Here is a 12,706-nt window from a genome sequence, read left to right as displayed (position 1 = left end):
CCCGACGCTACCCCGACGCTACACCAGCGTCGACGCAAGCGCCACGCGCACCACCCCAAAAATCGTCCTACAGTAACACGCAATCCCGCGCCCGTATAGACATGACGCTTTTTTTGTAAGTGTGCGAAATTTTGTGATGAAACGTGGTATTGCCAATCGGTAATTCCTTGTACCAATGTGACCGAAACTCTTCTTGTGTAAAACACAGCCGTCCCATAGTCACTGAAATTACCTGTTTTTTGGGCACATGCGAGCACGAGGCCGCCTGATTTTTCAAGACACCTTCTTTGTGTGTGGAAAAGTTTAGCCAGGAGACTATACCATCCCTTCAAAATACAGCTGATATGCTTTTTCCGGACTTCCCCGGATAATATGGCGCCGCTCCCGCTTCGTGTCGCAGCACTCGATGATACTGGGCAAACTGAAGTAATTCCAGAGCACGGCACGCAACAAGGTAAAGAGCCGACTGAACTGGCGCTTCCACTTGTTGTACCAAGCGACGAACCGTAGCAGGAGATAGGCAAGCAGCGCTGTCCAGACTTGCCAGCGGACGGCATTTTCGTTATATCCAAGGAAATCGGCCAGCTGCAGCGTCTGTTTGATTTCCTTGAAAAACACCTCCACACCCCAACGGCATTGATAGAGCTGGCACACGGAAAACGGCGACCACTCGAAGTTGTTGGTAATAAACGTCATCACCACCATCTTCCCCTTCACCTCGACCTCTGCCGTGACCAGCCGCAGGTCATCGGGGTAATTGTCCTTGGTCTGCACCCCTATCAGCCTGATGCGCTCATCTGACAACACCTTGCATTTCTTGCGGACATAGCGGCGCTTGCCGGGCGCTTGCTGTCCCATAACTTCAGCCGTATCTGTCTCGGGTTCTGAGGAGGCGGACGCATGTTTGACGGGATCAGACGCCTCCGGTTTCCCAGTCGCATGCTGTCCCATAACTTCATAGAGCATGTTTTCCTTGGCCCGCGTCACCCAGGAGACGCCGCGCGTGTCAAGGACCTTAAGATGCTTAAAATCAACATAGGCCTTGTCGAATACCACGACCTCTCCGGCCTTCATGTCGGCGCACAGTTCCCAGGCGCTTTTCGGGTCAGAATCCTTTGCACTTTTGACGAGGACGAAGTTCGGCAGGAACGAGCGCATGTTCAGCGCCGTGTGCATCTTGGCGGCCGCTTTCTGGCGTCGGTGCTGGGCCCAGCCCATATTAAATGCCGTCAGTTTGATGGTGGTTGAATCAACGGCGCGAATGGTTCTTGTCCGGAAGCGGTAGGGCAAACCGGGATAATTGCGGCTGGAGGTCAGGAACTCGGGGTAACGGGTTGACAGTGACTCATATACCTTCCAGAACAGTTCTTCGGCCATATCCGCATTGCGGGTCTTGTTGGCGTGAGAGAGACCGTTCCTGCTCGGAGGCGTGCAGTTGCGTATCTGAGCAAGGGGGCCGGCATGGTTGTGGAGGCTGTCACAGATGTCGTTCAGACTTAATGAATGCGCCAGATGCGCGTAAAGCATAGCCATTACATGGCTGGTGGCGCTGAAGGCCCGTGTCTGGATTTTGTACTTTTTGGCGAGGTTGTCGATAATCCGGTCAGGTATCCAGCTTGCAATCTGCGCGAGGACTGACACAGTACTTTTTAGTGGATTCATGGTACCTCCTATGGTTGCTTACTAGGCTACCATTAAGATGCCGTGAATCCTTTTTTTTACGAAGCCACCATCAAGTTATGGGACGGCTGTGTGTGTAAAAAGATTTTTACAATGGTCTGTTTATACGGAGAAAAACTGGCTTGGCTTTGGTGCGCCGTGGGCGCAATGTCGAGTTTTGCCAAACTCCAAGCACGCTTTCAGCGTGCTTGCTGCAGCGGGCATTAACGTCGGCGGCATGTCGGACAGCCAATATCAATCACTGACCGATGACGCCGCGCAAGCCCCGTGCTTACGCGGCGACCCCGGCAGTCATCACGGCGTCGGGCTGAGTAGCACAAACAACGCGTCGTAGGCGCGCAGGCGTATATCCACCACCAATGCGTCACCCGCGTGGCTGGTCTGCGCCGGCCGGAATGACCCGTCGCCGGGGTCCGCCAGTTCTGCGGCGGCGGCGCCTGCCGCCTGCAAGAAGCCATCGTAGGTCTTGCCGCCCATATTGCACAGAAAGACCAGCCGCGATCCGTCCGGCAGCACCCGTGTATGCGAGAGGATGTTAGGCGAAATGGCTTCGCCGTCCACGATGGTGCCGCTGCCGGTCGCGCCCGTGAGCACGCTGCTCAAGCCCCGCGGCCGCAGTTGTATTGGCCGCGGCAGCGCCCGCAGGCGCGCGGGTCCCGGCAGGGTCCAGCCTGATTGCAGAGGAACCTGTGCCAGTTTGCCCGAAGCCAGATGCGGCAGCAGCTTCGCCGCAAAGGGCGCGTCCTCGCCGGTCTCCCGAGCAATCGCCGGCAAGTCGCCGATAACCACCACGCCGATGCCCGCCGCGAGCATCGCGGCCAGCTTGTCCACCGTGCGACAGGACAACACCGTCACCGCCGGCAGCACCACGCATTCATAACGACGGTCGCGATACGCCAGCTTGCCGTCCGCGATCTCGGCGTCATTGATGAGGTCTTCGTCAACGTAATCAAAATCAATCTGCCGATGCAGCAGTTCCCACGAGGTCTTGGCAAAAGCGTCATTGACGCGCCGGCAGGCCTCCGAGTGATCCATTGCATTGGGTTCGACGCTTGGCGTGTACACCGACCAGATCGACGCCTCCGGATACAGCAGCGCCACCCGGCTGTCTCGCCGCCCCTGCCGGATCATGCCGCCAAGCCGCGCCGTGTACTGATTCAACGCCCGGATGTCGTCCTCCGCGAAATAATCCCAGTTGTAGTAGCTGGTGAGATTAGTGATGCCCATGGCGACATGCCAGTTCACCGACGCGCGAATCCAGTCCAGCCCGATCTGCTTGTTGGCCATGCGCGAACAGTGGTCGGAAAACTCCGTGAAACTCTCGCCCTCGCCCGATATGTCCGCAAAGGACGCCAGTAGCCGCGCAATGGGAATGATCTGGTCGTTCATCAGCGCCGGCGGTTCGCTATTGAGCTGATCAATGCCCGGCCAGTCCATGCGCTTACCGCATTTGTACAACGACCCGTAATTCACCACGTGGGCCTGCAAATGCTCCTCGGCCAACATGTGACCCGACGACTTCACGCCATGCGCCCGACACCAGTCCTGCAATACGCCGAAAAAGTTCTCCGCCACGCCATCGCCAACGAATTCCCAGAAGTCGCAGCGGCGTTTGACCAGCTGCGGTCCGCGCTTGGTCACCACCGCAACCACCGCCAGCTCGATGGGATAGCCGTAGCGCGCCTGAAAACGCGCCGGAAACTCGCGCTGCCAGGGCACGATCGGATACACCCCGCGCGGGATATTCCACGCAATCAGCGACGGCTCGTCCGTGAAAAAGGCGCGGACGCCGCGGCCGAATTCGTCCGCCAGCAACGCCGCATAGCGCTCATGCGTGACCTCGACGAATGCTGCCGTGGCCTTGCGGTCCAGCAAATTGATGTAGTTGCGCGGCTCGGAGTAGCTGTGCGCGGCGTGGGTGCCGTCAAACAGCCGCCGTGAACTCATCAGAAACAAGTGATATTCGCCTGCGGGAATGTCCATCAGCAGCGTGCCGCGCTCGTTGGCGGACGCCGTGACGTCCAGCGCCTCGCCACCCGCCAGGGGCAGCAGCATCGCCCGAAACAGCTTGTCACCAGGCGTGTCCGCACGATAATACATCGGGCCGGACAAGGTCCGCCAGTATTCGTAACAGAAAAGCCCCTCGGCAATGGTATCCGGATGCGCATCGGTCACAGCACCGCCGGCCGTACCCGAGGGGTAGCCCTTCTCGTCGTAGATCCATACCGGCATGCCCCGCCGAATGTAGTCCTTGAAGCCCTCGGCAGTGTCGCGCCACTCCTTCGCGTCGTCAGGAAACGTCCGCCCATAGGGCACGTTGCCAACAATACCGGCAAAGCCGAGCCGTTCCAGGCGCTCGGCCCGTGACGAGTCGCCAGCGACGGCACCATGGATGATCGGATAAATGCCATAACGGCGCTCGGGTCGCACAAAAGCCTTGCGGTCAATACCCATTGCCTCATCTCCCTGGCCGCGTCCAGCGGCCTGCTTGCTCACCTGTATTCATCGTTCGCAGCCCCGGCGTGGCGACATCTCGCCGTTCCACCAAGCTGATTTCACGCCTTACTCGCGCCGGGCGCCGGCCGCCGCCCTACTCGCGGCGCCGCACGCTGTCGCGTTCAATCAATTTATACGGAAACAGGATATTCTGCGGGCTGGGTCGGCCTTCCATGCGAGTGTGTATCACATCGACCACGGCCGCCGCCAGCGCCGGATAATCCTGAGTGATCGTGGTCTGCGCCGGCACGCAGTAGCGCGATACCATCATGCGCTCAGAACTGAGCAACGAGACATCCGTGCCAATGCTCTTGCCATACAACGACAGGGCGTAGGCCGTCACAATGCCGCCATTGCCGCCGGGGCAAAACAAGGCGTCCACGCCTGCCCGCAACAGCTTGCCCACTTCCTCAATGTAATCATTCGGCCCCACCAGCCGAATCAACGCGTCCTCGCAGGGCAGGCCGTGCTCCTGCAAAGTCGCTTTGATCGCCTCCTGACGCAGCAGCGAATTGCTGTGCCCCGGCCAATGATAAATCAAACAGCCGATGCGGCGATGCCCCGTAGCCAGCAAATGCGCCAGCGCCAGCGCCATGCCCTGCCCCTCGTCCGAATGCACCGCATAGACATTGCGAAAAGAGGGCACTGCGCGATCAACCACCACCAGCGGCGCCGCAAAACGATTGTCCCAGCCCTTCGCAAAGGTCTCGTCAATGCCCACCGTGACCACGCCGCAAAACTGTATGCTGTCCAAACGATCAATATTGTCCGCCGGCAAGATCTCAATGCGGAAATCGCGTTCCGCCAACTCCCGGGCCAATTCCGTCAGCACCATCCCGCTGTAATTCTCCGCCGGCACCAACACCCGCGACGGCGTAATCACCACCACATTCCGCCGTCGTACCGACAAGCGCGGATGATAACCGTGCTCCTTCGCTACCGCCAACACATGATCGCGCACATCACGACGAATATTAGGGTGATTGCTGAAAACCCGCGATACCGTCGCCGTCGATACCCCCGCTAAAGCCGCTATGTCCTGTATCCGCATCCGTTACTCCCAGCCTTGCGCCATTTGCACTCATTCATCACTCAACGTGAAAGTAATCCGCAAAACCACCGCTGCAATGGCCGTATTCCGTCAATTTACAAAAACAAAAATAAGCGGGGCTATTGACATTGCGATGCGCACGGGTAAAGTACATTTTTATGGCATAAATAACCATATTAACATTATTATTGCAGTAAATATGTCAATACTACGCTGGATACAACAAGAAGAAATGATGGGTCATTCCTGCTTTTCGCTGCAGGATATCCAGCGTGCCTTTCCGTCGATGACGAGTCAGATTATGTTGAATGAACTGAGTCGCCTGGCGCGCAAGAAGATCATTACCTCGGTTCATAACGGTTTTTATGTGAAGGTCCCGGTTCACTATGCTGCGCGTGGCGAGGTCCCCCCAGTTTTTTATATTGATCAGCTGATGCATCACCTCGGGAAGCCTTATTACATCAGTTTGCTGAGCGCTGGCCAACTGCTCGGCGCCGCCCACCAGCGACCACAAAAATTTTTCGTCTTCACCACCTTCCCAGCCTCCAGCACCTCTTCCAGAAAGAATCCACACATCGTTTGGAACTATCGGCGCGACATTTTTCCCGAGCTGTTGTTAAGACAAAACAGCGAAACCGGCCACGTACTGTATTCGGGCGTCGAACTGACGGCGGTTGATCTGGTGCAGTACGAACAATTTGTCGGCGGTTTGCCCATCGCCGCCACAGTCATTTCTGAGTTATTGGACAAGGTGGATTATCTGAAGGCGCCACTCTGCCTGTTCAAAACGGCATCTTTGGCGGCTTTCCAGCGCCTTGGGTATATCATGGAAGAAATACTGGGTGGCTCAAAGCAGGCCGATGAGCTATACTGCCGCCTAAAGAAATTAAACATGAACCTTCGTTGGGTGCCACTATCGCGGCGACATGCTTTGTCCACACCTTGTCCCAAGCATACCAGATGGCGGCTGCTTATCAATACTGACATAGAGGCCGATGAGATATGATTAACCGCGCGGCGATTACTCAATGGCGCACGCTTGTTCCCTGGAATGAGAACGTTCAAGTCGAACAGGATCTGCTAATCTGCCGTTGTTTGGTCGCTATCTACAGCGACGAATTCCTCGCCTTGCAGTTGGCTTTTCGTGGGGGAACAGCCCTCCATAAACTCTATCTCAAACCGCAACCCCGCTATAGTGAAGACATTGATCTAGTCCAAATTCAGCCCGGTCCAATCAAGCCAGTGCTTCAGCGTCTTGGCGAAGTGCTCGCCTTCATGCCCGACAAAGTGACCAGGCAAAAACGGCATAACAACACTCTGCTGTTTCGGGTTGACTCAGAAATACCGCCGGTTGAGCAAATACGGCTGAAAATCGAAATCAACTGCTGCGAACATTTCACCGTTCTGGGCTTGGAAAAAATCCCCTTCGCGGTAAACAATAGCTGGTTCAAGGGGCAATGCGACTTGACAACCTACCGCCTGGAAGAACTGCTGGGCACAAAACTGCGTGCTCTGTACCAGCGCAAGAAGGGACGCGATCTATTTGATCTTTTTTACGCGCTGACAAACGCCAAGGTCTGCGCCGATGAGGTGATATCCTGCTATCGACGTTATATGGCCTTTGTGGTGGGACATGCGCCCTCCTACAAAGAATATGTCGCCAATCTGGAGCTGAAAATGCAGGATGTGGCATTCCGTGAAGATGTCGCCGCTTTATTGCGTTCGCCCATCACTTTTTCACCAGACGATGCGTATGCACTCATCAAGAAATGCCTCATCGACAAAATGGACGGACATCGATAACCGCGACCAAGACCCGCCTCAGCGCATGGACGAGATGGACGAGATGAACGAGCCGTTATTGAGACAGCCGTCACCACGGAATGCCTTGGACATCCAAGCAACCAATCAAAACAAAAATCTGCGGCAATCTGCGGAATCTGCGGATAAAAAAACATCGCCGCCGGAACGGCGGCGCTCCCAGGATGATTGCCGCCGGGACGGCGGCGTCACGGGAGGGACATACCCGTACGCGTCACTCCTGCGGTGGTTCGCCGCAGTCCGGCACAATCTGTGGCTCGCCGTCCAGCAGCAGGGATTTGTGGGCAAGGAGGCCGGGTATGGTCCAGCGCGCCGCATTCCAAGCGTGTACGGGTGGCAGCGTGCCATGGACGGCGGCCCTGCAGAAATCGTCGATCAGCAGCTGATGCGAGGCCATGTGGCCATGGGTGCAATTCCCAAAAGTGGGTCATTGCGCGATGGGGTAAACACTACCCCCCCCCATTTTTTTTGCAAGTACTCGACTTGCTTTTTTTTGTTGTCGTTGTATGGTATGTTAAACCGCATATATACAAGGAGTTGCGACGATGGCGATGGAAAAGCAACGCGATTTGGCAAAGGAACTGGTGAAGCTGTGTGGTCTGGTGCGCGGATCGATTGTCCATACGACGCGCAAGTGCGGGCGCGCACAATGCGAATGCGCGAAAGGCAAGCAGCATCCGTTCTGCTACCTGTCGCGGTCTTCAGCTGGTTCGAAAAACAAGATCCAGTATGTGAAGCCGTCCGAGGAAAAAGCGTTTGAGCGTGCCGTGGCCATGTATGAGCGCGCATGGGCAATCATCGAGGAACTGACTGAACTCAACATCAAGGAGATCAAGGAAAATGGGAATGACGGACGAAGAACTGAACGCCCTGGTGGAAAAAAAGCTTCTCGAACGCAAAGCCGAGATCGTCCAGGCGCTGAAAACATTCAACCGGAGCCCGTCGGCGAAGACCTTCAAGGAAGCGGAAAACACACCGGATCGCCTGTTGGGACAGGCGATGGACGACATCGTGGCGGAGGTGCTGCAAAAGACGGTGGGAGACGTCCGAATAGAAAGGCCCGCTAAAAAAAACTCCGGTACCACGGGCAAAGGCTGACCAGCATTCAGCTCAAGCATGGGAAGTATACCTCGATTACCGCGGCCTACTATCTGCCCGTAAAAGAGAAGCGTCGCGGGCGCAAGCGCGGCACGGGTAGACGCGGCGTGGCGGGCACAGGCAGGTTTCCCGCTTTGCTTTTGTTAGGCGTCCTTGCCGGCGCTTCGCCTGCTTTGTGCGAGGATGTCACGCTGGAAGGGCTGCGAGACTCCTACGAAGAGGCGTCCAATGCGTTGCGCTTACGGGGCCGGGACATTTCGGCCAAGCGCGTCGGCACGATCAGCCGGGCTGTCGGTCATGCTTCCCTGAAAGCGAGGGAACGACGGCTCGCTTGTCTTCGTGTGAGCAACGAGGCCGAGGGAAAAAGACTCGCGGTTGCCATGGACGGGGGACGCGTCCTCATACGCACGAACAAGCGCGGGCGCAAGACCGCCAAGGGCTATCATACCTATGTCGCCGACTGGCGCGAACCAAAGCTGTTCATCATCTACGAACTGGACGCCGAGGGCCGGAAAATGCGCAAGGGACTTGAACGCTGCGACGGCACCATCGGCGGCCCGGAGGACATCACTCGGCTGCTGGTGGCGGAGCTCAGGGCGATGGGCGCGCAGGACGCAAAGTCAATCACGTTCCTGGGCGACGGCGCAAAATGGATATGGAACAGGATCGACCAGATTATCGAAGAAGTCGGCATCGACAGGGCGCGCGTGTCAACGTGCCTTGACTACTACCACGCGGTCGAGCATCTTGCAAGCGTCGCGGAGGCTAAGACGTTTGCAAGCCAGATCGAGAAGCGCGCGTGGCTCGACAACATGAAAAAACTGCTCAAGAAGGCTCCTCCCGCAGTGTTCCTGGCTGAACTGGCCAAATCAAGACGGCGTGGCAACGCGGTCATCAGGCGGGAATATGCGTATTTCAAAACCAACATGTCGGCAATTGACTATGCCAGGCTCAGCAGAGAGAAACAGCCGATTGGCTCTGGAGCGATTGAAAGCGCCGTGCGCAGAATCGTGAACCTGAGAATCAAAGGTGCGGGCATGTTCTGGAAGCTGGAGAACGCGGAGGCGGCACTCCACCTGCGGTGTCAGCTTAAAACCAACAACTGGAACATGTTCTACGCCGATTTACTCAATGGCCTGGCTGCATAGGCGTTACCCACTTTTGGGAATTGCACCCTGTGGCCATTGGGAAAACCCGGCACTTTGAAACTCGCGGGAAGGCGGTCTGCATCGGCCTGCTGAATGGGCGCGAAGTTATCACATTGCCACTTGTGATTGGCGACTTTCTGCTTGAACTCTGGGTCGTCCGCATGTTCCGTCATCGCCACGGGATTGACGCGCGCGCTGACGTCGGTCAGCGTCACGCCCTGGGGCGCCTTCACCGTCAGCAGATGCTGGGCGTTGCTGAACTGGTATGCGCCTTCGGTGCCATAGAACGCCGACACGTAGGAACTGGGGGCTTTATAGCCGATGCGCCGGCATTCGTTGATCCGCGCGGTGCCGCCGTTGGCCAGCTTCATCATGGAGTAGGAATTGGAAAAAACATTGTCCCACTGGTTGACGTTCCGCTTATAGATCTGGTCGTCTTCCTGGTCTTCGTAGCCGAAAGCGACGACCTTCAGCGCGTATGAATCCACCGCCGACAGGATCATCGCCGTGGAGTGGGTCGGATAATAGAAAGGCGGCAACCCCGCATTGAGCAAATCGTTACGGTACTCCTGCGAAAAGTGGCCGATGTCGTGGTGATACTGCGCCTCGCCATACACGAATTTGCCGAAGCTGCCGGCGTGATAGGCTTCGCGGCAGTACATGGCGCTGGGATAATAGTAGCAGGTCTCGCCCATCATGTAGGTCTGGCCGGTCTTCTTGACCAGCTCCACGATCTGCTGACACTGCTCGACTTCGCTGGCCATCGGCACCGCCGAATACACGTGCTTGCCAGACGCCAACGCCGCCAGCACCTGCGGCCCATGCAAATGCCGCTGCGTAAATATCGCCACCGCGTTGATGTCCCGCCGTTTGAGGACCTCTTCAAAAGACCCCACGATCTCAACGCCAAATTTTTGCGCGACGGCCGCCGCCCGATCCGGCAGCAAATCACAGACATACACCTTGTCCACCAGCGGATGCGCTTTGAACAACGGTACAAAATTCGGGCTGAATTTGCCACAACCAATGATCGCAACCGTCAAGTTCTTGTCCATCGTCATTCTGTCCTTTGCTAACAACCATGCCACGAACAACGTCCACTGCGCGTACAGCCACAGCAGACGGGCACCGCCCGGCAGGGCCTATAAATACCCTACCACTGTTTACTACTGTTTTTTATCAGTTTCCATGCCACCGACGCCGCTGCCGACCACCACGAGATCGACCTCGGCCGCTACCGGATACGCCCGGGCGCTCTCCAACACCGCCCGCTGGGCGCAGTGGACCCGCGCCGGAAACAAGAGCATGCCCGCAATTACTGTGAAACGCATATCGTTTTCTCCTTGCTGCTGTGAATGGAATGACCAGTAACCGGCTTCCAATCAGTTCCCATCTTCATCACGATCTGAAAATCGGTAAATGTGCGAAGTTTTATGATGACACTTGTAGTTGCCAATTTGCCCCGTAGGGGCACTACCATGCTTAACCCCATGCTGAAGCATGGGGTTAAGCATAGTTCTGGACTTTGGACAATTTTTTTTGTTTAAAAATAAATCTAAAAATTAATTTGCATTCTACCTACTCCGTATTATGCTACCCGTAGCTTGAATGCTGGCGTGTCTGGTCACAACAAGGAAGGGCTACGGGTATGGCAAAAGAAATCAGCAGCAACGATCTCTGTAATGTCTTGGAAACAATGCTTGAATCCGGACTAAAGGCATTGCGCTCGGCCAAAGGTTTGGACGGTCGCCTGGAAGCGAACCGAAAGGCAGCCGGAAAAAGATCTAACATGTTACTAGTTAGCGATATACTCCGAGAAGCGGGGGAGCCTCTTCACATCAATGAGATCCTTGACCGCGTGCAGAAGCGCCATGGCGTGAAGCTGCGTCGCGAGTCCATCGTGTCGGCGATGACCAAGAAGGTTCTCGACGGACACACGTTCCGGCGTACAGGACGCAACGAATTTGCACTGCTGGACCAAGAGGAGGACGATTAGCCATGGAAAACAAATCGCTGCTTGTGTGGTTGCGTGCTTTTTTGGCGACTCTGAGCGTGGGCATCAAGGATGTTCGGTCACGAAAGCGATTTGTCACGATAGGCATCGGCCTTTTGGGCGCCAGTCATCCAAAAACCATAACCAGCGCCATTAACTTTCTAGATATGGTGTTCCACTGGAGCGCGTTCTATAAACTTTTCTCCCGGAGTAAATGGGACTGTGAAGGCATATTCGGGCCCATTATCCAGGAGGCCGTCAGTCTCTGCCCAGTCTACGACCCCATCATTTCCGCCATCGACGATACGCTCGTGCGCAAGACCGGCAAAAAAATCCCCGGTACTGCTTACGCCCGGGACCCTATCAGCCCCCCGTTTCATGTCAATCTGGTCATTGGCCAGCGCTATCTGGAAACGACCATCATGTGCCACGGCTCTGATCCCAACTCCAGTCGAGCCGTACCCGTGGCGTTCAGACACGCACCACCGGTCAAGGCTGGAAAAGTGACAAGTCCGGAGGAGGAACAGATACTGAAGGAAGAGAAGAAAAAGCACAACATGAGTGTGCGCGGTCGCCAGCAGCTTTTTTCCCTTCGTGGGGCAATCGACGCAATACCTGGCGGTTACGACCGTGTCCTTATCCAAAGCGCCGACGGCAGTTTTGCCAACAGCTGTTTCCTGACTGATCCTCCTCACAACACCGTGATCGTCGCGCGAGCGAGGAAGGACACGGTCTTTGTCGAGCCTCTTTGCCCCGAACAACGCAAAGGCAATCGCAAGTACGGCCAACGTCTGCCTTCACCCAAGGATATTCTTGCCAGCGACAACTACGAAACGCGGACCATGGAGGTATTCAAGCACGGACGTAAACTTGCCGTGCATTACAAGTGCGTCCAAAACGTCAGGTGGCCGGGTGCGACCCACGATCAGCCCTGTAATCTCATAGTCATTAAGCCTTTTCCCTATCGTCTGACCAAGAATGGGCGCACTCTCTATCGGCAGCCTGCCTTCCTGGTCGTAACCGGTGCCATAAACAAGATCACGATCGAACAGGCTATAAGGGCTTACTTGCTTCGCTGGGAGATCGAAGTCAGCTTTCGAGACCAGAAAGCAATACTTGGCATTGGCAAAGCCCAGGTGTGGAACAAAGATTCAGTAGCTAAAGTGCCCGCTTTCATCTCGGCTTGCTATGCCGCTTTGCTTCTGGCAAGCATACGACTCTACGATGACAAGCGAAACGAGGCATTCCCAACGCGAGAACGGTGGCGAAACGACCCGGTCACCCGTCCATCCCTGCGCGATCTGGTGCGTTTAATGCAAAGCGAGCTGGCGGAGGGAAAAAAATCAGCACCGGACGTTGCGTAGGAGTCCGTGCAAGATTGTCCAAAGTCCAGTACCATGCTTAACCCCATGCTGAAGC

The 12,706-nt window shown here is 56.1% G+C and carries 12 protein-coding genes and 1 pseudogene; 7 read left to right on the top strand and 6 right to left on the bottom strand.

Features of this window, described 5'->3' with window-relative positions:
* Positions 1 to 315 precede the first annotated feature (315 nt).
* The 3 genes from J3R75_RS14395 to J3R75_RS14385 all read right to left on the bottom strand — a co-directional run bounded on the left by J3R75_RS14395 (position 316) and on the right by J3R75_RS14385 (position 5,227).
* Positions 316 to 1,662: an IS4 family transposase gene (locus J3R75_RS14395; RefSeq protein WP_307260932.1), complete on the bottom strand. Its 1,347-nt coding sequence runs from the start codon at positions 1,660 to 1,662 to the stop codon at positions 316 to 318.
* 312 nt (positions 1,663 to 1,974) lie between these two features.
* On the bottom strand, positions 1,975 to 4,134 hold the full coding sequence (locus J3R75_RS14390; protein ID WP_307262821.1) for a glycosyl hydrolase family 2 protein: 2,160 nt from the start codon (positions 4,132 to 4,134) through the stop codon (positions 1,975 to 1,977).
* Positions 4,135 to 4,270: 136 nt separating this feature from the next.
* Positions 4,271 to 5,227 carry a LacI family DNA-binding transcriptional regulator gene (locus J3R75_RS14385; protein ID WP_307262819.1) on the bottom strand — a complete coding sequence of 319 codons (957 nt, stop codon included), beginning with the start codon at positions 5,225 to 5,227 and terminating at the stop codon, positions 4,271 to 4,273.
* A gap of 46 nt (positions 5,228 to 5,273) precedes the next feature.
* On the opposite strand from J3R75_RS14385, the gene J3R75_RS14380 reads away from it, so the two are divergent.
* Complete coding sequence (locus tag J3R75_RS14380; RefSeq protein WP_307262815.1) at positions 5,274 to 6,233, top strand: type IV toxin-antitoxin system AbiEi family antitoxin domain-containing protein; 960 nt, start codon at positions 5,274 to 5,276, stop codon at positions 6,231 to 6,233.
* Complete coding sequence (locus J3R75_RS14375; RefSeq protein ID WP_307262812.1) at positions 6,230 to 7,030, top strand: nucleotidyl transferase AbiEii/AbiGii toxin family protein; 801 nt, start codon at positions 6,230 to 6,232, stop codon at positions 7,028 to 7,030. The genes J3R75_RS14380 and J3R75_RS14375 overlap by 4 nt, the downstream gene beginning before the upstream one ends.
* A gap of 232 nt (positions 7,031 to 7,262) precedes the next feature.
* Here the strand turns inward: J3R75_RS14375 and J3R75_RS14370 are convergent, their stop codons facing one another.
* Entirely contained in the window at positions 7,263 to 7,445 is a 183-nt protein-coding gene (locus J3R75_RS14370; protein WP_307262810.1) for a hypothetical protein, read from the bottom strand.
* 148 nt (positions 7,446 to 7,593) lie between these two features.
* Between J3R75_RS14370 and J3R75_RS19910 the strand changes: the two are divergent.
* From J3R75_RS19910 to J3R75_RS14360, 3 genes and pseudogenes are all read left to right on the top strand, one after another.
* Positions 7,594 to 7,785 (top strand): annotated as a pseudogene (locus tag J3R75_RS19910) (DUF6788 family protein); the annotation flags it as partial.
* A gap of 109 nt (positions 7,786 to 7,894) precedes the next feature.
* Positions 7,895 to 8,146 (top strand): hypothetical protein, encoded by a 252-nt coding sequence (locus tag J3R75_RS14365; protein WP_307259863.1) that lies wholly within the window; start codon positions 7,895 to 7,897, stop codon positions 8,144 to 8,146.
* Between the two features lie 134 nt (positions 8,147 to 8,280).
* Positions 8,281 to 9,294 (top strand): hypothetical protein, encoded by a 1,014-nt coding sequence (locus J3R75_RS14360; RefSeq protein WP_307262808.1) that lies wholly within the window; start codon positions 8,281 to 8,283, stop codon positions 9,292 to 9,294.
* Here J3R75_RS14360 and J3R75_RS14355 read toward each other — a convergent pair.
* A complete protein-coding gene (locus J3R75_RS14355) occupies positions 9,261 to 10,349 on the bottom strand; it encodes a Gfo/Idh/MocA family protein (RefSeq protein ID WP_307262805.1) in 1,089 nt (362 codons plus the stop codon). The two genes, J3R75_RS14360 and J3R75_RS14355, sit on opposite strands and share 34 nt — an antisense overlap.
* Positions 10,350 to 10,460: 111 nt before the next feature.
* A complete protein-coding gene (locus tag J3R75_RS14350) occupies positions 10,461 to 10,625 on the bottom strand; it encodes a hypothetical protein (protein ID WP_307262803.1) in 165 nt (54 codons plus the stop codon).
* A gap of 317 nt (positions 10,626 to 10,942) precedes the next feature.
* On the opposite strand from J3R75_RS14350, the gene J3R75_RS14345 reads away from it, so the two are divergent.
* Both J3R75_RS14345 and J3R75_RS14340 read left to right on the top strand, forming a co-directional pair.
* A complete protein-coding gene (locus tag J3R75_RS14345; RefSeq protein ID WP_307259070.1) occupies positions 10,943 to 11,290 on the top strand; it encodes an HTH domain-containing protein in 348 nt (115 codons plus the stop codon).
* A 2-nt stretch (positions 11,291 to 11,292) separates the two neighbouring features.
* Complete coding sequence (locus J3R75_RS14340; protein WP_307259069.1) at positions 11,293 to 12,651, top strand: transposase; 1,359 nt, start codon at positions 11,293 to 11,295, stop codon at positions 12,649 to 12,651.
* The last annotated feature ends 55 nt before the right edge of the window (positions 12,652 to 12,706 follow it).

Source organism: Oligosphaera ethanolica (genome assembly GCF_030814695.1).
Classification (GTDB): domain Bacteria; phylum Verrucomicrobiota; class Lentisphaeria; order Oligosphaerales; family Oligosphaeraceae; genus Oligosphaera; species Oligosphaera ethanolica.
The sequence above is the reverse complement of the archived record's forward strand: the minus strand, read 5'-3'. Positions and strand labels throughout refer to the sequence as shown.